Annotated in this window: 9 protein-coding genes; all 9 read right to left on the reverse strand. The window is 52.2% G+C overall.

Annotation, left to right across the window (positions count from 1 at the left end; genetic code table 11):
- Positions 1–404 precede the first annotated feature (404 nt).
- Positions 405–3,266, reverse strand: a complete 2,862-nt coding sequence (locus tag AC6ESO_RS19460; RefSeq protein WP_497092803.1) for an S-layer homology domain-containing protein — start codon at positions 3,264–3,266, stop codon at positions 405–407.
- Positions 3,267–3,463: 197 nt separating this feature from the next.
- Positions 3,464–6,676, reverse strand: a complete 3,213-nt coding sequence (locus tag AC6ESO_RS19465) for a CARDB domain-containing protein (protein ID WP_497092804.1) — start codon at positions 6,674–6,676, stop codon at positions 3,464–3,466.
- Positions 6,677–6,862: 186 nt separating this feature from the next.
- The gene (locus AC6ESO_RS19470) at positions 6,863–13,375 is read right to left on the reverse strand and encodes an S-layer homology domain-containing protein (RefSeq protein WP_497092805.1); all 6,513 of its coding nucleotides are present in this window, start codon (positions 13,373–13,375) and stop codon (positions 6,863–6,865) included.
- Between the two features lie 73 nt (positions 13,376–13,448).
- Entirely contained in the window at positions 13,449–14,873 is a 1,425-nt protein-coding gene (locus AC6ESO_RS19475; protein ID WP_497092806.1) for an alpha-amylase family glycosyl hydrolase, read from the reverse strand.
- 27 nt (positions 14,874–14,900) lie between these two features.
- Positions 14,901–15,785: an ABC transporter permease subunit gene (locus tag AC6ESO_RS19480; protein WP_494820986.1), complete on the reverse strand. Its 885-nt coding sequence runs from the start codon at positions 15,783–15,785 to the stop codon at positions 14,901–14,903.
- Between the two features lie 19 nt (positions 15,786–15,804).
- The gene (locus tag AC6ESO_RS19485; RefSeq protein WP_497092807.1) at positions 15,805–16,698 is read right to left on the reverse strand and encodes an ABC transporter permease; all 894 of its coding nucleotides are present in this window, start codon (positions 16,696–16,698) and stop codon (positions 15,805–15,807) included.
- A 113-nt stretch (positions 16,699–16,811) separates the two neighbouring features.
- Complete coding sequence (locus tag AC6ESO_RS19490) at positions 16,812–18,560, reverse strand: extracellular solute-binding protein (RefSeq protein WP_497092808.1); 1,749 nt, start codon at positions 18,558–18,560, stop codon at positions 16,812–16,814.
- 168 nt (positions 18,561–18,728) lie between these two features.
- Entirely contained in the window at positions 18,729–20,105 is a 1,377-nt protein-coding gene (locus AC6ESO_RS19495; protein WP_497092809.1) for a response regulator transcription factor, read from the reverse strand.
- Between the two features lie 3 nt (positions 20,106–20,108).
- Entirely contained in the window at positions 20,109–21,839 is a 1,731-nt protein-coding gene (locus AC6ESO_RS19500; protein WP_497092810.1) for a sensor histidine kinase, read from the reverse strand.
- Between the last annotated feature and the right edge of the window lie 267 nt (positions 21,840–22,106).

Consider the following 22,106-nt stretch of genomic DNA (forward strand, 5'->3'; position numbering starts at 1 on the left):
AATCTCTCACTTCCCATCTCTGTTAGCGGTATATCCGCTTTCAGTAAACAAAACCAATTAAATTACACCTCATTAGCGGAATAGCCGCTTAAGCATAAGCCAGGTGGTCGAAGTTACTGAAGCAGCCTAGTTAGTTGGAAGTAGTAGAGAGATTTGGCGCTCGGGGGTTGGAGTCGGAGTCGAGATAAGTTCAGGCAGGGTGCTCATGCGCGGCAGAAGTACGGGTTGAGAGTTGAAAGTGCAACATCGCGCGCCTCCAACACCAAAGAAAAACGGACAAGCCAACCGCAACTGGTTAACTTGTCCGTCTCATTCCATTCCATCATTGCATTCCATGCCTACATTCCATACTGCATGCCAACGCCCCGTTCCGCCTAACTCCCTACTCCTCGAGTTCCCTCGCCCTAGCGAACGTACTCGAGCAGTCTCGCAAGCGCGACTGCCGCTTCCGCGCGGGTAACCTGCGCCTGCGGCTTGAACTTGCCGTCCCCGCCTGCCGACAGGAGGCCGGTTGCGACTGCCGCCTCAACTGCAGGCAGCGCATCGGCCTTCACTTGCTTCGCATCCTTCAGCACCACCGCTTCAGGATGCTTCACCTTCCGGCCCGTGCCAGCCTCATAAGCTTGCACCAGCTGCACGGCCAGCTGCTCGCGAGTAACAACGCCTTCGCCCAAATCCGCTGCCTTATAACCGGCAAGCGATGCAACCGAACGCGATTGCACGTAGGTCGCTAAGCGATTCAGCATCCCTTCGAGCTCGCCGCCCGTAAGTGCCTGCTTCGGAAGGAAGCTTCCATTCTCGCCTGTTACGATATGAGCGGCATACAGCGATTTTACGGCTTCGTAGGCAAAATGCGATTTCGCGACGTCTTTGAACGGCTGTGCATCGGTGCCAAGCAATGAAGTCAGCGCCTCATATTTTGGCGTGTCCAAATTGTCGAGGATATCCTCAGACGCTCCCCACATGCCATAACGGTTGTAGCCGCTCGTCAACGTGAAGTACATGAACATGTCGCCTTTCATATCCAGGAAGTTGTTGCCGACGTCGTATTTAACGAGATCGCCCATACGCTCCGTACGATGTGCAGCAATCCGATTCTCCACGTTAATCGTACTGCCGCCGCCGGAGTCAGGACCGCCTTCGTACGTGTACGATTTGAGGCCATATTGATCCGCCAACGTAATCAGTTGCTGCTTCGTTCCATCCGGACTGCTGAACCGTTTGCTATCTTCCTGCATCGCCGTCAGCACCTCGGTTGTCGATGCTGCGTCGCTTGCCGCGCTCGAATTAAAGTACGGCGCGCTCGCGATCGCATAGAAATAGTTCTTCGGATCGCCGTACACTTTGCTGACCCAGTTCAGCATATCCTCGTACTGATCCGGAATGATTGCGAACCAGCTGAGCACCGGTCTAACCCGCGTGTTCAGCGCGTCTTCGCCGAAGACGGTCTGGAACTGCTGACCAATCTCGATCAATCGCTGCGCAATCCGGTGACGCGTCCAAGAACGTTTCTGCGGCGTATAATCGCCATCGTTCGGATCGTCAAAATACGATTGCATCGTATACTGATTCAGCGTCGATCCCTCTTTCGCCCCTTCAGCTATCGCCGCGGCTTTATTATAAGCCTGCTGAGTGAACAGATCGTTCCACACTTCATTGGAATACTCCAAATAAATTTTGATCCCCGGATTCAGCTTCGCTTTCAGAAGCGCTGCCAGCGACTTCACATAGTCATCGCTTGCCGCAACCGGGATGTTAATCCAAATATCCTTCTCCGTTTGGTTAGCTAACGCAATGACATATTCCCATGCCACACCATGCGTTCCGTCTTGAAGCAGCTGCGTCGCATCTGTCGTCAGCTTGCGATCGCTCCACTCCGTAACGGCCGGATAGGTTGGATTGTTGTTGTTCGTGCTCAACCAGTCCATGAAACGAAGCGTGCCAAACGGCTGCAGCGCCTGCAGAAACTCCTTCGTAAATGTGTCGCCTGCAGAATAACCCGGACGCATGAGCTTCACGTCGCTCACGCCGCCGCTTGTCTTCGTGAAAGTCATATACAGCAAACCGCTGCCTTTAGCCAGTACGATATCTGCCGTCGTCACATTCGACTTCTTGTCATATCTCTGATTCTCTACCTGGAACGGGCTCGAAGCATCCAAATTACCAAGCACCGCTTGACCCTTGAACGACAGCTTGTACACGCCGCTGATATCCGGGAACTGCTTCGTCGGATCATCAATATCATTCAACCACGCCGCAACCGGGCGATGGTCGAAGAATACGGTTGCCGCATCCTCCGTCGGCCAGCCGTTGGCATCCACCTTCACACCTTCGCTGCCGTCTGCTTTCACCCATTGCCGCAATGTTTTGGCCGCATCAGCGAACTCGTACCCACGCCCGCCAAGCCCTTCCAGACCTACGCCGATTTGGCCCGGATACAACTCTTTCGTCAGCGCAGGAAGCGGAGTTACTGTATGCACATTAAGCGTATTCGTTGCAAAAGAAGTCTGGTTCTCCTTAGCGGCAACCACCTTAAAGTTATATACGCCGCCAGCCTCTAGTCCTTCTACCGTAAACGATGTTTTCTCCGTATCTCCGACTGCCTTATCATCCTGATACACCGTATACTTCACGGCCGGATTTCCTTGCGGCTTCTCCCACACCAGATCAACGGCGGTTTCCGAATTATCCGTGGCATGCAGGAAAGCAGGCGCGATGGCCTCCTTCTTCACATCCTCCGCACTCGAAACCTTTTCCAGCACCACATCATCGAGATAGAAATCCGCGTTCGACCACTTCACAAGCGTTAAATTCGAATTCGAGGTTGGCATCAACTCGGGCGGCGCGGTAAATATCGTTTCGATATAGTGATACTCCCCATCATTTTCGGTAAAATCCAGCTGCTTCGAGAAATTCTTGCCAAGCGTCAGCTTCAAATTACCGCCGGCATCCCCATTCACAAACTTGTACCAAGCACCAAAACGATACGTCCGGTTCGGTTCCAGCGCGCCGAAATCGAGTCCGGTGATGCCAAAGCCGGCAGGGATTTTCAAAGCCTGCTCTTTCCCGTGAGGGGCTTCCTTGCCGATATTAATATTGACCCAGTTCGGCCAACTAATGGCACCGCTTTCAAAATCACCGTTAGGAACAAGATTGTTACCGTAAACGACTCCATCCGATGGGGCAGCCACAGCATCGGCCGTGAACGAATTCATGGGTGCAAGCATCATCATCGCCATCGCGAAGGCGCCTATCCGCTTCTTCATGTCATCTTTCCTCTCTGATTCGATTTTTTTACCTAAAACTTACATTTCCTATTCATTGTACAATCGCCGCATAAGCGTTACTATTGCATCCTATTTACATTCCTTGCTATCCATTAACCTCTTCTCTCGCAACAAATAAAACAAGCCGGCACCCTAAAGGCGCCAGCCTGTTCGATCACGCAAATCTACCTGAGAGCTTACCAGTTGTTCCCCGAACCCGTTGCCGTAAAGCTCGCCGAATCATTCTTGAACTTGCCGGATGGAGCGACATTGACCGTATTAGTGTTGAACGCTGCCGATCCATTCGCCGAACCTCTTATATAGACGCCATAGGTGCCCGAATTATTGATCGTATTCGACGTGTAATTCACGACCGCGCTTGAGCTTGGTTCTTCAATGAATAAACCTGAATACGTGCTGCTGTCGATCACATTGCTGCTTACATTGACGGTCAAGCCTTGAGCCAGACCGTTATTATTCACCCAATACCCCCAGATCGCTCCGATTTGGTAGCCGTAATCATGATGGTACGAGCCGCTCCGAACAAGCTTGTTATTCGTGATCGTAAGCGTACCCGTGAACGCCGTAGGGCTATGATTGGTACCGAACTGGATGCCTGAGCCGTTATCGACCGTATCCAGGATGAGGTTATTGCTTACCGTATTATTTTTGCCTCCGTAAATGCCAATGCCGTTCGCAAGGTTCGGGATCTGCACCGTGTTGTAGCGGAATGTACTGCCTTCCACTGTTCCCGTACCGCCATTCAGCGATTTCGACCACATGGCCATACCGTCATCCCCATTATTACGGAAGTTGCTTTGCTCCACAATCGTATTCAGCGTGCCTCCGTTAATGTTGATTCCATCCGCCCAAGTATCCCGTATCCTTAGTTTAGAAACCAAAGCATTAGCCGTTCCTTCGTTCAACCATAGGCCAACCTTTGTGTGCTCCATCCAAATATTCATGATCGTAGAATTAAGCGCATTTCCTTCAATGCCGGCAATCCCCGTTGCATTCGAGCGATAGGTTTCCTCTGCCTTGATCATGAAATCGGAAAGCGTCACATTCCCGCCTTGCAAAAGAATGCCGGCATAAGCGCCCTGCAGCGTCGAGCGCCACATACCTGCACCTTTAACGGACGCTCCGCTCGGCAGTTTGATTTTGGTCGTGCCTCTTGTTCCTGTTTTGAAGTCGAAGGTGCCTTCCGGGATCCACACGCCTTTAATGGAAGTGCCATTCACTGCAGCAATAGCCGAGGTCATAGCTGCCGTGTCATCTACGCCGTCATTGGCCGTTGCCCCATAGTTCGCGATCGACACATAATCCGATGGCTTGGCAATCGCCGCAGGAACGGCTTCTGTTTCAATTAAATCAATCAGGACATAAGTGTTTCCGGAAGGATTGGAATCATTGGCATCCCACTGGAGCTTGATCTTCGTACCTGCCGCATATTGCTGGCCCAGAAGGACGCGACTTTCGTCAAAATAACGATGGTGATTGATTCCCGGCGTATTCGACCACTGCATTTCAGCGCCGTCGGAACCATATTGTCCATATTGGTGGGAGTAACGGTTTGTTAGCGAAATATCTGCCGCATGGGAGGTACCCGCATAGAGGCTGATATTTTGAGAAATATCGGAGCCCGTTGCACTGTCCGGCATCGAATACCGCACTACAATGCCTTGCGCAGGGTTACTGAGCGTCAATTCAACGGATTGCCCTTGTGCCAGACGTACTGCTTTTCTGCCTGATGCTTCCGATTCCGCCGACGTCCAGGTTGTGCTTGGGCCCGTTACGGATCCGCCGACGATTGTTAAGTCCTCTGCTTCATAGCTGTCGTAAGGTACGGTAGCGCCATAGTTCTGGACGACTCCGATCGTCAGACTCTTGCTGTAGCTATTGTTGTTCTCATCCAACTCGCCGATTAGCGACGTTTCGTCTACGACAGCATTCACTGTATGAATGCCGTTGACCGCCGTCCATGATCCGGAGTTTTGCGTGAGCGTGACGGAAGCGCCCGCTGCAATGGATGTGGTGTAGTTGATGACCGAGCTTACTTTAGTACCGTTTACATAGAACGATACATTGCTTGCCGTTCCAGCGGCTGTAGCTGCTGTTCCCTGATTCTTCACGACAGCACTGAAGGTGACGGCGTTCCCTGCTGCCGGGGAGGCAGGCGACCATGTGACATCCGTTACGACGAGGTCAGGCTTGCTAGGCACGCTCACCAGGATGCTTTCATCGAGGGTGTTATTGTTATCATTCGATTCCGTTATGCGGTTGATGTCATCTACAAAAGCTCTTACGGTCTGCGTGCCGGCCACAGCCGTCCAAGTAGCTTTGGTGTTTGGTCCTCCTGTAGCCGTTACCGTAACGGAGCTGCCCGCCGGTATGGATGAAGTGTAATTGTCACTCCAGTTCACGGATGTCCCATTAATGGAGAAAACGACACCGTGTATCGTTCCCGCAGGAGTTGCAGCAGCCCCTTGGTTCTTAATGACGGCGCTGAAGGTCACTTCATTGCCTGTCTGCGGTGAAGCCGGCGACCAGGAAACATCGATGACGACGAGGTCCGGCGTTCCGGCTCCCGCTCCTGTAGTGATGCTTTTGTCAAACGTGTTATTCGACTCATTGGATTCCGCAATTCGGTTCACATCATCGATAAAAGCTCGGACCGTATGGGTACCGGATGCCGCAGTCCATGAAGACTTGGCGTTTGGACCTCCTGTAGCCGTTACCGTAACGGATGCACCGGCGGCCAAGGCAGAAGTGTAATTATCGCTCCAGTTTACGGATGTTCCATCTACGGTAAACAGCACGCCGTGAATCGTACCCGCCGATGTTGCTGCTGTTCCTTGGTTCTTGATAACAGCGCTGAAGGTCACTTCATTGCCTGTCTGAGGAGAAGCCGGCGTCCACGTAATATCGGTTACGACCAAATCCGGCGTTCCCGAGCTGGATACGCTTATGCTTTGACTCCATGTATTGTTGTTTTCATTGGATTCCTCAATTCGGTTCACATCATCCACATACGCGCTCACCGTATGCGTTCCGGAAGTTGCCGTCCATGAGGCTTTCGCGCTCGGACCTCCTGTAGCCGTAACCGTTACGGATGCCCCCGCCGCGATGGAAGAGGTGTAATTGTCGCTCCAGCTTACGGACGTGCCGTCTATCGCGAACAACACGCCGTGGACAACGCCTGCCGGACTCGGATCAGCACCTTGATTCTTAATCGTGGCGCTGAAGGTAACCTCATTGCCGGTCTGAGGCGAAGCCGGCGTCCATGTGATACCTGTTACAACCAATTCAGGACCACCGGCCGCTTTCGCCATATGCGGGAAGATAACCAATTGGGAAAGGATTAGTGCCATAATCATGAAATAAACGGATATTTTGCTTCTACTGCGCATTAACAGACCTCCTCGATGTTTTCAATCCAAGCCGCGGAACAAATACCTTTATGTAACCCTGTACCTTAGCCATGATGCTATCTTGCTTGGTGGCCCCACCTCCTTAACGATTTGCTCGGGTAGATATCCACTCGCCTCCCCCGTTAGCGCATAGGAAGGGCGAGTGGAATCTAGCGAATAGGCTACCTAGTTTTGGAATGCCAATGCTTTCAGCAGATTCGTCAGCATCATTGCCGCTTCCGCCCGCGTTGCCCGCTCCTTCGGTCCGATGCTGCCATCCGCATGACCTTGGACAAGCTTCAATGCGACCGCTTCTTTAAACGATGGCAGTGACCATGCGGCGATTTGATTCGCATCCTTAAACGATAAGCGCTCTACTACAATCGTATCCTGAGCATGACCTGTAGCCCGGTAAGCCCGCATCAGCATAACTATCATTTCCTCCCTGGTAATCAAGTCTTTCGGGCGGAAATTGCCGTCTGTATAGCCGCTAATGATGCCTGTTTTCACTGCTGCGCCGACTGCTCCGTTGTACCAAGCGTCTGACGGAATGTCTTTGAAAAGGTTGGTTGCGACAGCCGGCAGCCCCAGTGCCTCGGCTATCATTTTGGTGAATTCAGCACGGGTAACGGCTTGATTCGGCCGGAAGGCCGCGCCATCTGATCCCGATACAATCTGCTTCGAAGCCAAAGCATTGATGGCTGATGCTGCCCAATGTCCTTGCAAGTCCTTGAAAGAAACAGGTTGGTCGATGACGGCATACAGGCTGTTCGTCACGCTCTGAAGGGTCGCTTCTACCGTTCCATTTGCTAACTTCGCGAAATGCGTCGGAACATGGCGCCACTGCTTGGCAGCTTCGTCATAAACAACGCCGGTTGCCGTATCGAATGAAAGATCGCCGTTTACCGGGATCACTCTAGTGAAATACACGCCGCCCAGATCATGTAAATCTACAGCTGCAGCTCCTTTGGTCTCCATGGATAATTGGAAATCGAAGATGTCGCTGCGCAGTTCGATTCCTGTCGTACCAGCCGCCGGAATCCCCGCCTCCCCTGGTTCGATCTGCCGGATGATAATTCGCAGTACTGCGTCGGAATCCGCAGGGAGCAGCGCCGCAATCTTACTAAGCGGAAGCACATAGGATGCCCCTGCGTGCCTAATCACGATGCTGGTCTCTGCTGCAACTGCAGCGCCATCACGCAAAGTTGTAGCCGGCAGCAAGACCTCAGCACCAGGCTCCTTCGAACCGGTCGCAATAACCAGCTCTTTCGCCTCGCTTCCGCTTTGCAGTTCAAGCAATCTGCGCTTCAGCTCCGCTTGATCTACTGTGAATACTGGTATGCCTTGTGCTGTCTCGCTTTCACGAATCCACGTATGCTCAGCGACGCCTCCAGGTGCAGACGGCGGCAATACCGACGCGGTCGTGAAAGAAGCCGTAAGCGGAACCGCCGTCCAATTACCTGACGAGTCGCGTGCATCCACATGGACTGCGTACCCTGCACCCGAAGCCAAATCGGTTAGCTGCAGTTGAAGCACATTTGCAGCTACAGTTCGGTACTTCCCGCCCCATGTAATGCGGTAGGCCGAAACGCCGCTGTCATCTTGTGCAGCAGGCCATTCAACACTCCAAGCGGTGCCTGTATCCGCCGAAAGCTCCAGCTTGCTGCCGGAATCCCATTTCGGAGCTGTCCGATCCGTTACCTCCAAGGTGAACACTCTGGCCATGCTGTCTTTGGTAACGGTCATCGTCGTTCTGCCAGCTCGTTTCGCAGTTACCAAACCAGCCTCGCTCACAGATGCGATGGCTGAATCGGAAATGGACCAGTTAACTCCCTCTGTAACCGGAAGCTGATTCACACGAACGGCTGCTTGCTTAGACGCTCCTGCTTCAAGCTGATAGGAGGCAACCGAAGTGGAAACCCCGTCAAGCAGAACCTCGAAAGGCTTCGCGTCAAAGCTAAACCCGGCATCCTTTGTCAGAAACTCAAAGCCTTGTGCCCCGTCCATGAATTCTCCGACACGGACACCTCTGACGACGGTATTGCCGAACAGAGCCGTGCCGCTAATATTACCGGCTGCATGGATGCCCCAGGTTCCGGCTCCGTCCACAACGTTATTCTCGAGCACGATGCCTGCCGTTGCTTTCTCGCCGAGCAGCGATAGGCCTTGGTAGGTGCTGTCTTGAATGAGATTGCTCCGAATCGCAATCTTCCCGGTCATCTCCCTGCTGTCGGTGAACAAGAACAATCCGCCGAAGTCTGCCGGCCAGTTATGCTCCCGTCCTCCTGTTCGAAGAAGCGTGTTGCGTTCCACGATCGTCTCGCCTTCAAAGGCTTGCGGGTTATGGCGCGTGCTAACGCTTATTCCTGCCCCGAAGGCTACCGTATCCGTAACCAGATTATCGGTTACCCGGATATCTTGGCCGCCGTAAACCGCAATAGTATTGGAGAGCCATGGCAGCTGTGCCGTATTGAAACGGAACGTATTGCCTACGGACTGTTCGCCGTTTGCCCATATTGCGAGCGCATCGTCCCCTGTATTGCGCAGTTGGCTCTGCTCGACCATGGCATGTTTCGTACCTGTACTGAAGTTGATGCCATCCGCGAAGGTGTTGCGAATTTGAACGCCGGCAATGTACAGTCCGTCCGTAGCCAGCGACGTGCCGTCAGCCAGCTCTTGTCGAGTGACCCAAATGCCAGCTTTTGTATGATCAATGCGTACCTGCTGGATGGTCGATCCTACGCCAAAGGTGCCGTCGAAGCCGGATTCTTGCTTGTCATCCCGCCTTGCGGTAACTTCGCCGTCAATCGCCAAATCGAACACTTGAATGCGATTGCCTTTCCCCATAAAACCGCCGCCTGCCAGCACCGTATGCCATTTGCCTGCACCGCGGAGCGTAATATCCGACAGCTCGATTGGCCCGCTGTCTACGCGGAAGGTTCCTTTTGGAATCCATACCCCTTTGCCCTGCTGCTTAGCTGCCGCAATCGCACTGCGAATCGCTTCCGTGTCATCTTGCGTGTCATCCGGAACCGCGCCAAATACGGCAACGGACAGGAAACCCGCCGGCATCTCATAAGGAGCATCGGCCCAATCTGTTTCGATCAAATCCACAAGGATGTAGTCCGCATCGCTGTCTGCTTCTTTACGAAGCTCAAGGGTGGCTCCTGCCGGAAGATCGCCGAGTTCGAAGCTGCTTTCATCGAAGAAGCGATGGGCATCGCCATCTTCCGGGCGGTTCGTCCATGGATAAGAGCCATACACCCATGCGTACTTGGAGGTCAAATCCATGTCGGACTGCTTCTCCCCATTGATATACAAGCCAACCTTCGACTCCGTGCCGGCTCCATCTGCCGAATCCGGGATGGAATAACGGACTGTTACTCGGTTAGCGGGATGGTTCAGGGTGAATGTCACCCGATCTCCCGTCTCGCTGAGGCGCACCGCTTGCCTGCCCGATGCCTCGGAAACCGCTTCATGATAGGTCCGATCCGGTCCGAGAATTTCACCGTTTGTATTCGCGTGCTCTGCTTCCAATTGATCATAGGTTACACTCGCTCCCCGATAAGCAGGAGACACCGCGTTCTTCAAAGTCAGCCGGTCCAAGAAAACGGAGCCCGAGTCCCCGGTTTCATACGCAATCGTTACTGTATTCAAGCCTCTGCGAAGCTTCAGCTTCAGATCAAGCGACTTCCAATCATCCCAAGACGATCCCGCGCCGAAGCTAAGACTGTCCGCTTTCAACCCATTAACCTTAGCCGTTAATCGCTTGTCGGACTCTGAGCCGTTCGCATAACGAATCACCGCATCATACTCGCCTGCTTGATCTGCGAATACGGATAATACCGCAGCATCGCCAACGCTCTGGAATCCGTCAATAAATCCTGTACCTGTGTAGCCTTTCGCCTCTATCGAAGCTTCCACACCGCCAGCCACAAAAGCTTGCTCCGCCTCATAGTCTACGTCCATCTTCACCGCAACAAGGGTAAACTTCTGTCCGGCTGCAGGCGAACCGGCCTGCCCCTCTGCTAGAGCAACCCCGCTGCCTGAAACCTGGAGCAGCATTCCTGCTTCGTCCACACTCTCCAGCAAGGTTATGCCATTTCGTTCCGTCATTCGCCACTGCATAGCAGCCTCCGAAGCCGTGCCGGCTCCTACGGACGGATGCATCACAAGCTCACCATTCTGATCGGCCGACAAGTATGCCCCTGATGCCAGATTGCGAATCAGCTTGTAGCCGTTCTCATCCTGCAGCAGCCAATCCATATTCGTCGCGCCGGCGTCCGAAGCCGCCGTTCCCGGAACACCGTTCAGATCGGCAACGGCTTTACCGCTTGCTTCATTAATAAGCTTGAAATAGCCTGCATCGGTCCGTCCCGTCCAGATCGACTCGGTTCCGCTGCCAATCTCCGGAATGCTGCCTTCCTCCGGTGCGGTCTCTAAGACCCACTGCAGCGCCGGGGACTCTATCGAACGCAGTCCAAGCTGCACGAATCCCATCCGGTCCTGCACATGGGCATATTCCAATGGATGCTCCACGCTTCGCAGCAGCAAGTTCGAATTGCCCTGCGCCGTTTCCACCGTCCATTGATCGGCAGCGGTACTCACGGTTAACGATTTGCTTTGGAGGTACGGGAGATTAGGGTCCATAACAACGACATGCCCTGTCGCTCGGTTGATCAGTTGATAATGCCCTTCCGTCTGCCCTAGCTGGCTGAATGTCCAATGCGAGCGGGCATCGTCCGCATTCGCAGATCCGTAGAGGACAACGCCATGCTCGTTCTCCAGCATATATAAGCCTGTATCCGCATTCTTCAGGCGGACAAATCCTTCCGGCAGCACCGTCTCCGAAGACGCGGGCGCATCCTCCGCTACCCACTGCGCGCTTCCCCAGAACTCGGGAATATTGCTGGATTGGGCATAGCCCAAATTGTCCTCCACATGAATCACTTGATCCGTCTGATAACCGTTTCTGAACACATATACGCCGGATGAAGGCTCCGATACGGTCCACTTGGCACTGGTCCAGCTCTCCTCAACCTCCGTGCTGCGCAGCGGATTCTTGTGAGGTTCCGGCCCTTCCTGCATGCCCTCTACATTCATGGAATGCCCCGTAGCTCGGTTCTTAATTCGCATCAATCCGTTGCCTGCATCCACCAGCTGCCAGTGGGACAGCGCGTTATCCGCTACCGCATCACCGGCCATGACTTGACCGTTCTCTTCGACCAAATACGAGCCTCTGTAGCTGTTTTTCAAACGAATATAATGGGGAGTATCTTGATCGCGTACCGGAATGAACGACCATTTCGGACTGCCCCACTCCGCGGGAATCGATCCATACTGTACAAAACCAAGCTTCTTCTCTACATGGAGATACTGACCTTCCACCGAAGCGCTGCGAATTAGCTTGTTGCCTGCCGTATTCAAGTTGTCGATAATGAGCTGCTCCGATGGCGCGCTCTCATCCGCCGCCACGACCTTGACCGCCATTATGTCAGAAGTGATGCCCGACAGGCTGATATAGTGGCCGGTCTCCCGATTTTGCAGCCGCTGAACTCCGTCCTCCTTCACAACCGACCAATGCGATGCACGGTTGCCTTGCAGCGCGTTGCCATACTTCAGCTCGCCATTATCTTCAATCATGTACAAGCCCAGCCAATCATTCTTAATGCGTACATAAGCCGGACCCGACTCACCTGGATCGGGATTCGGATTGTACGGCTCCTTACCGGTTACCGTTTCAATCGCCCACTGCGGGGTACCCCAATCCGGGGGAATGACGCCCCCTTGGGCATAGCCGGTGTTGTCCTGCACATGAATATAGCGATTCGCATCGACTGCGGATTGGATGACATAGAAGCCGGCATTAACGGCGTCCAGAATCTTCCACTGCACATACGCCGGGTTCTCGCCAACATCCAGCAGCTCAACCGGACTTGCCCAATCTGTCCAATGCTCCACCGACATGTACTGGCCGGTTGCCCGGTTCTTGATTTTCACCTGATCGCCATCTTGTTCGATCACCCAATGGGAGGCAGGGTCTGCCGGGTCCGGATTGCCGTAGCCGACTTTGCCGTCCTTTGCCATTAAATATTTATCCGGGTCTGCCAGATTGGGCTTGTAGTAGTTCTTGAACCGGACATAGTCGGTTACCGGCGCCAGCTTCCACTGCGCAGAACCCCATTCCGGCGGGATGGAGCTGGATTGGGCATACCCCGTCTTATCCTCCATATGTAGATAATTCGCTGGATTCACCTTGCTTTGAATGTTCACGAACCCGTTTGTAACCGCATTCAAAACATGCCATTCCAAAACGGACGAATCTGTACTTGAAGCCGATAATTGAACCGGACTTCCGTAATTCTCCCAGTTCTCCACCGACATATAAGTACCCGTCTCGCGATTCTTGATCCGGACGGTCTGCACATCCCCATCCGAGGAGACAGCCTCCAGCTCCCAATGTGACGCTTGATCCGTCTCTTCAGGCGTACCGTAAGCGACTTTCCCGTCTTCCGAGGCAAACAGAAACTTCCCCGTGTAATTGTTCTGTATCCGCACGAATTGAGACTGATTTCCTTCCACTACTCCAGCAGCCCCCGCAGTCTGGGCTCCCCCACCGGGAAAAACAGGGAAGTAAGTGCCCAGCACAAACAGGACCATAACGAGCATCGATAATCGGCGCATCTGGCTTTTCCGCATAAATAGACTCCACCTTGATCCAATTTTGGGCTTTCTAACGCTCGGAGCCCGGGCAGCCCCGGACTCCGTTCTCTTAATGCGTATAAATCAGGTATTCCCATGGGGCTAACTCGACCGCTTGCTCGGCCGTGACATCCACTGCCGCCCCGGAAGGAAACGCTTTATAGCTTCCCGCAGCTTCTCCTGTTTGGATCGCACTCTTCACGGGTTCATCCGACAAATTCATAACGACGATGACCCTGTTGCTGTCTTTCGTTCTCTCGAAAGCAAGGATATCGCCGTTGCCCGCGGCCGCTAAGGTGCGATAAGCACCGCCTGCATTGCCGTTCCACAGCGCCGGATTGTCATGCTTCAATCGAATAAGATCCGTGTACAACGCCGACATCGCTAAATCATCCCACGCAATCTCATCCTTCTCGAAGAACTGAAGCCGCTTGTTCAAACCGGCTTCCTGTCCGGAGTAAATCAAGGGCATGCCCGGCATGGTGAAGCTGAGTGCCGCCATCGGCTTCACCGCATCCTTCAGCCGTTCATACTCCGTTCCTGTCCAGGAATTCTCGTCATGATTGGACGTGAAGTTCAGCGGATAGGTGCCGCCGGGATATGTCTTCGCGAGCCGCTCCCCGTATTTCTTTACTTGCTCCGCATTGCCGAGTCCTTTGGCAATCCGATTCATCATGTTGTACAGCTGCCAGCCGTAATTGGCATTGAACGCATGCTTCAAGAGTCCGATCTGCTGATCATCCTCCGCCAGCATGTAGACCGGCTTGATCTGCTCCAGCTCCATTCGCGCTTTCTCCCAGAAAGCCGTTGGCACACCGCCGGCATAATCGCAGCGGTAGCCGTCGATATCAAATTCCTTGGCCCAATACTTCAGCGCATCGAGCATGGCGGCTTGCATATCCGCATTGTCATAATTCAGGTCGGCTACATCCGTCCAATTCGTACCCGGAGGCTGCACGATATGGCCATTCTCATCTGTCGTATACCAGTCCGGATTCGCTGTCCATGGATTGTCCCAGCCCGTATGATTGGCCACCCAATCCAGCATGACCTTGAAGCCCATATCGTGGGCTTTGTTCACCAACGCCTGGAAATCCGCCTCCGTCCCGAACTCCGGATTGACCGCTTTATAATCATCAACCGCATAATAGGAGCCCAAGGTTCCGTTGCGGTTCTTCTTGGAGATGGGGTGAATGGGCATGAGCCATAAGATATCCACGCCAAGCTCCTTGAGCCGCGGCAGATGGGCTTCGAATGCCTTGAATGTCCCTTCTTTCGTGTATTGCCTGATATTGACCTCGTACATGACGGCCTTCTCTGACCATTCCGGAACCGCCGTTCCAATGGTTTTCTGCACCGGCTTCTTGTCCTCATCCTGCTTCTGATCAGCCGCGGCTTTCACCTCTGCTTCGCGATTCGAGCTGCTGCAGGCGGAGACCAGAACAACCAAGCTGAGCAGACAAACCGCCAGAGGCAGCGCAACAAAGCGCTTCATGACTATGACTCACCATCCGTTCGCTTATTAGCCTTTTACAGAGCCAAGGGTGATCCCTTTGACAAAATACTTTTGCAAGAAGGGGTAAATGACGAGCAGCGGCAGCATGGAAATGAAGATTTTGGCCGCATTGAGCGTCTGGTTGGATAACTCGGACATTCGTTTGACCGATTCCTCATCCATCTTGGTCGGATCGATCACCACCGCGACCTGCCTGATGTAGGATTGCAGCGGGTAGTGAACCGATTTATTCATCAGCACGAGCGCTTGGAAAAACTCGTTCCAATGATACACGATCGTAAATACGAGCACCGTAGCAAGCACGGGCATAGCAAGCGGCAAGAAGATGCTGAACAAGATCCGCCACGGCCCCGCCCCGTCCATCAGCGCGGATTCTTCCACTTCCTTCGGCATATTCCGGAAATAGTTCATGACGAGAATGACGTTAAATACCGGCAAGCCCCCGCCAAGCACCAACCCCCAGATGCTGTTGATCATGCCGAGCGATTTCATCGTCAGATACCACGGCACCAAGCCGCCATTGAAGAGCATCGCGAAAACCAGAAGCCACATGATCACGTTTCTGGCTTTAAATTCCTTGCCGCTCTTCGAAAGCGGATAAGCCATTAACAGAATTACGAAGAAGGAAATGGCAGATCCGTAGAGGACGCGCTGCACCGAAATAAAGAACGATTTGAAAAATTGCCCATCTTTCATGATCGTCTCATAAGAACCGAACGTGAAGCCTTTCGGCCACAAGAACACTTGCCCTGCCGACGCCGCAGCTTTATCGCTTAATGAAATGGATAAGGTATACCAGACCGGCAACAAGCATAAGAGCATAATCGCCAAGAGAAGAATGATATTCAATCCGTTGAATAGTCTGGAAACCGCTGAACGTTCGGTAATCATCATGCTTTCATCCTTTACCTTAGAAAATTCGGTAGTTTGCAAACCGGTAAGCCAAGCTGTACGAAACGGCAATTAAGACGAATCCGACAACCGATTTCAAGAGCCCCACCGCCGTTGCTAAGCCATACTGCATATCAATGAGTCCTGCCCGGTACACCCAAGTATCGATAATGTCGCCGGTAGAATAGACCGTTGGATTATATAAGTTGAAGATTTGATCGAAGCCTGCGTTTAGAATATTGCCCATGCTTAAAGTCGCTAGAAGCACAGCAACCGGTATAATGCTCGGGAGCGTAATGCGGGTCAATCGTTTCCACTGGGATGCTCCGTCAATCGCGGCGGCCTCATACATTTCGGGGTTAATGGACGTTAAAGCAGCGAAGAAAATGATGGCATTAAAGCCGAATTCCTTCCACACGTCACTTCCGACAACGAGAACGGGGAAGATGTGCGCATCTGCGAAGAACAATCCCTTCTCCAGTCCAAAACCGGCTAAAATCTGATTCACGGGACCGGAGTAAGAGAAAATATCCAGCATCATGCCGGCAACAATGACCCAGGATAGAAAATGCGGCAGATACACGACGGTCTGAACCGCACGGGTAAACACTCTATTCTTCACTTCATTCAGCATCAGCGCAAATGCCAGCGGAACAACGAGATTACCGACCATTTTGGCTAATGCAATGAAGATCGTATTCCGGAAAATAATCTTGCTGTCGTCAAGCTCAAACATATATTGAAAGTTTTCCAAACCGATCCAGGGTGACTTCAATATACCCATCCCCGGATTAAAATCTTTAAAGGCCGTCATGATGCCGTACATAGGAAACAGATTATAGAAGAACAACCAAACCAGTCCGGGCAGTAGCATGAGATAATAATGTTTCGCGAATCCTTTGTGTGTCTGCATCCTTGATTTCCCCTTATTAGGAAGTCAAGACGAGTAGCGAGTACCCGTCTTGACCAGTTTATGGAAGAGATTTACTGCGCCATTTCAGATCGGCGCCAGCCGTTTCTTCCGAACTATTTAAGCTCGTTAACCTCTTCCGTGATTTTGTCGCCGCCTTGATCCTTCCATTTCGTCACGAACGTATCGAAGGCGCTCAGATCTTCGCTGCCCATGATGATTTTGAGGAAGGTTTCGTCTTCCATTTTCTTGAGGTTCGTCCATCTGGATTCCATTGTTTTCGTTTGAGCCGTCGCGATGCTTCGTACCCAATTGATATCCGCGTCAACGAAAGTCGAACCGCCGTTCAGATGGGCATAGATATGCGTGAAGAATCCAGGGTCTGCTGCTTGGTCGAACGTGCTGATATCATAGCTGTCGAAAGGCTCTTTCTTGATCGCGTCTACGTGCTTCGCCATTTCATAAGCCCAGCCATAGTTCACTTGATCGAAATCTTCGAGCTTCATTTCACCCTTCAAATGCTTGCGCAGGGAGTTTACCGCATACTCAAGCTGGTCGCCGGCGCCAAGAATCAAGAACAACGGCACCTCTTGCGAAGTCATTTGCTTACCTGCTGTCAGCTTGTTGAATTCCTCGTCCTTGCCCCATTTATGAATCGAAGTCATCTTCACGATGGCTTCCGGGTGTTTAGCGCCTTTGCTTACCACGATATAGCTGCTTCCCGTAGCTTGGTTGGAGTTGAATTTGCCTGCAGCATCGAGCGGCGCCGCATACGGTCTCCAGTTCGCTTTCGGATCGTTCTTGATGTTATCCGGGATGTTGTTATACGCAGACCACCAAGGTCCGAAGAAAATGCCCGTCTGTCCGGCTGCAACCACTTCGGCCGTGCTTTTGCGAACACCCAGCTCCTTATCGAGAATTCCCTTGGCGTACCAGTCTTTCATCATCGCCAGTGCTTGCTTCGTCTCCGGTGTAGTGGAGCCGTATACCGCATTGCCGTCCTTGTCTTTCACCCAGATACCGGGATAAGCATCGTTAGCGAAGAATAAGGAAGAGAAGTTATACCAGTGATCCGTGGAGTTCAGGAATGTGGAGTAGAGCGTGCCGCCTTGCTGCGTACCCACGATCCCGACTGTTTTGTCTCCGCCCATCTTGTTGTCGATGAAGGCTTTGGCGATGTTCTCCAAATCCTGCAGCGATTTTGGCGGCTGCAAGCCCAGCTTGTCGAGCCAGTCTTTTCGAATCCAGGTCAGCGGCGCTGAAGGAAGCGTCGTTTCCGGAAGGGCATATAGTTTGCCGTCAAACGTTACGCCATCCAATAACCCCGGGTTGGAATCGTAAACCGCCTTCAATTCCGGACTTGCGTATTTATCATAAACCTCGTTCAAATCTGCCAGTTGGCCCGCTTTAACCATTTGTCTCAGCTGCGTTTCATTGACGACCATCGCATCCGGCAGGTCATTACTGGAGATCGCCAGGCTGACCTTCTGTTGATAGTCCGGACCTTGAGCCGCTTCCCATGTATGCTTGACCACGATGTTGAATTTATCTTTCAACCAGCGCGTGTACACATTGTCTTCTGCCGTATCCGTACCGTCGAACTTGTAGTTCGGGTCGATCGCTCTGCCGATCGATACCTCGGTTGGCTCCGCGAACTTCGCGAAAGGATCGATGACTTCATCTGCTGCGGTGTTGGCGGCCGCATTATTACCAGCCTGTGCGTTGCTGGTGTTGTTCGCCGTTTCCTTGCTGTTCTCTGCCTTGTTATTGCTCGCTGTACCGTTGGTGTCGTTGTTGCTACCGCAAGCGGCCAGACTTGCCGTTACCAGCAGCACAGCCATGGTCGATAATATACCCTTTCTCATCTTGCTCCCCCTCGTGGAAATTTCGTTTGTTTGTTTCTGACAAATTCAATATAGCATGGCTCTTTATTCTCCCGAGTTAGAGCGCTATTCCGTAGTAGGTAGACGATTCTTCGCAAAATAAAGAATGCGCACGAAAAATGTCTACCCATCTTTCGTACGCATTCTACCCTATTTGGTACGTCCTTCCGAGAGCTGCCGGAACTCGCTCGGCAGAACCCCCACCTGCTCCCTGAATAAACGGCTGAAATATTTCTCGTCATTGTAGCCGATTTGCTCCGCGATCCACTGGATCGTCTTGGTCGTGTTTCGCAAATACTCCTTGGCCCTCTCCATGCGAATATCTCGCACATAGTCCGAGTACGTCTGGCCCACATATTGCTTGAAGCATTGGCTGAAATAGCTGCTGCTCATGTTCACCTGCTGGGCAATATCAGCCGCCGCAATCGGCTCGCTGATGTTCATCTGCGCCAGATTCATCGCTTTCACGATGCTGTTCTGGATTTCCTTCGAGAACAGCGGCTTGGTATTAGCCGCGCTGATCCTATCGCGTACATCCGTTAGCCATTCTTCGAACCGGAACCAGCTGGAGAAGAAATCCTCGATCAGGATCGGCTCAGACAGAATCTGCTGATACAGCCTGTTCCATTCGTCGGACAGCGAGAAGAAGATGCGGGCCAGCCGGATCGGCGGCATCTTGTAGCCCTTCAGCTCCCGCATCATCGACTCGAATACCGAGGCTTCATAGATCCAGTCCGCAGATAGCCATTTCCCCTTTATCTGATCGACTCCGAAGCTTCTGTCCGCCTTCTCCCGAAGCAATAGCTCGGCAGCGTTCACGAATTGAACAGACTCCGAGGGGTCAAAATCATAGAACAAATCGCTCTTCCTATATCCTCTTATCAGCTGCAGCACCGACTTCTTGTCTATCCCGGATAAGCTCTGAAAGCATACCAGTGCCGCATTGGGATCCGGCAGGTAGGATACCGGCAAGCTGCCGGTCCAGTACCAGACACCGGCCTCCGCTTCCAGCGCCTGATTAGGGAGGGCATACTCGGTAGACGACGATTTGGAATCTTCGTTCAGCGGATGCAGCGAGTACAGAACAAACCATTCATCGGCTTGTTCCGCTTCCTCATCCGGTAGAGTGGCCGCTTTGGAGCCTTCCTTTTGCTCCATCAGTGTTTTGATTCTGCCCAATACTTCCTCGAATTGCTCCCTCTCCAGCTGCACCTTGGCAATATAATCAATGGCTCCGAGCCTCAGCGCCTCCTGCACATATTCGAAATCCTGATGGAGCGTCAGCACCACAATTTGAACATGCGGATATTGCTGCCGGACGATTCTCATGAGCTCGATACCGGACATGACGGGCATAGACAAATCGGTAATGAGCAGATCGATTTTGCTCTCTTCCATGAATTTGAGCGCATTCTCGCCGTTATTCGCCTCGCCTATGACCTCCATCCCGAACTCCTTCCAGGGCATGGCCGAAGCAAGACCTTTGCGTACCAGCTTGTCATCATCTACGATCAATACGCGAATCATCCGTTATACTCCACTCCTTAAGATGGGAAGGCGGAGCGATACAATCGTCCCTTTCCCTATCTCGCTTCTGATTTCTAATATTGCCGTCTCGCCGTAAGTGGCTTGCAAAATTCGCTTCACATAGCGCATGCCGATGCCCATGCCTACTTTATGGCTGTCTTTGGCCTCATCATCCAGCAGCCGATCGATCGTTTCCTGCGGCATGCCCGCTCCATTATCCTGAATCGTAATCTGCAGCGCTTGCTCATTCCATTGCACGCCTACATAGATGTAACCGTCGTCGCTTACCCCATGATAGAGCGCATTCTCGACTAATGGCTGCATGAGAAACCGCGGGCATGGAATCGTCAGCGCCTTCTCGTCCACGTCCAGATCCACATCAAATTGGAAATCATAGCGAATCTGCTGCAGCTGCAAATATTCCTTCAATGCGTCAATCTCATCGCCGATCGTTGAAACCTCGCCCATTTTGCCGAGATTGTAATAGAGCAATTTATTTAAGGAAAGCACCAGCTTGTCAATCTCGTGCTGTCCGTTCATCAAGGCCAGCCAGTGCACGGTATCGAGCGTATTCATGAGGAAATGAGGATTGATCTGATAGAGCAGCTTCTCTACCTCCAAATCCGCCCTCCGCTTCTCCTTCACTTCGATTTCTTCATATAAAGCCCATATCTTGCCCTTCATGCTTCGCGTCTGATAGAGCAAATAATCGAATTCCGGAATATGCGTCACTTCCGTATGTTCCTTCACATTGGAGTGGATCAAGGATTTAATCTCTGTATTAAACTTATCCAGCGGCCGGTAGACCATTTTCCACAGCAGCCAGGAGAAGAAGACGGCACCCACAAAGAAAGCTAGGAAAATACCCGTAATCTGAAATAACCATCGGTTCCGTTCCTGGTTCAGCTCATTCCCCGGCGTAACCGAGACGATACTCCAGCCTTGATTGCTGATCTCCCGATTCCAGAAATATTCGCCGTGATACCCGGATGCCTGATCTGAGGCCGGAAACACGCTGTTTTCCGGAAAAGTATCCTGCACTTCGCTGAAGGCAATCCGCCGCTGATCATCCAGAATGAGCAGGCGGCGCGAGCTTTCTTTGCGATTCTGCGGGGCGAATAACGACTCAATGGCGCTTCGACCTGTTTCTATGTATAAGTAAATGTTCTGATCCGGCAAATTCACTTTCCTCATGATGCTGAAGACAAACTGATTAATAGAGCCATTGTAGCTTTTATAAGGCCCATAGTACGTAATCTCCGGGAATTCCGCCAGTACCGGGAGTTGCTTCGGCGCGAAGGTTCCGCGAACTCTGAAGTTCTCGAAATCATGCGTGTCTTTCTCCGGGTCGTAAAACATCATTAAGCCGACATTCGGATTGGAGAAAGAGATGACGTTCAGCTCCGTCTTGATATCATTCGTGAGCTTCAGCCGTTCGTACGGCTCTTGCTCCGCAGCGAGCTGTTCGAGCAGCCTATTCGTTCCGCCGCCGTAAGCCAGCTGCTGGGAGACATGGTTTAAGTTGTTGATCGCATTCTCCAGCGTCATCAAGTCCTGCTTCAAATTGCTTTGAAGCGCGCTCTCCACCTTGTTGCTGATGATGGAATCAATCGTATAGAAAGATATAAACCCCAAACAAATAAACGGAGTCAAGCTGCTAATTAGGAAGATAATTATGATTCTGTTTTTAAAGGTCACGTTTTTGAGCCGCAAGAAGTCCGTCTTCGTAAGCAATCATCCCTCTCTCGCTTCTGCTTTCACCCGCCAGATGGGAAAAAGAGCTTCCCAACTTATTATCATACCCTGAAACGACAAAATGTGAATGAGACAATTTGCTTGAAAGAGGGGGAGAATTTTTAGTAGAGTCGCTGGGTTGAATCGACGATGAGTAATTGCTTGTCGCGCTAACGAACCCTGTGGGCCTTATTTGAACGAAAATAGCGCTTTCTGGACGCTAACGAACCGTGGAGGCGCTATTGAGGAGAAATGAAGCGAAAAGAA

It is taken from the genome of Paenibacillus rhizoryzae (genome assembly GCF_059686995.1).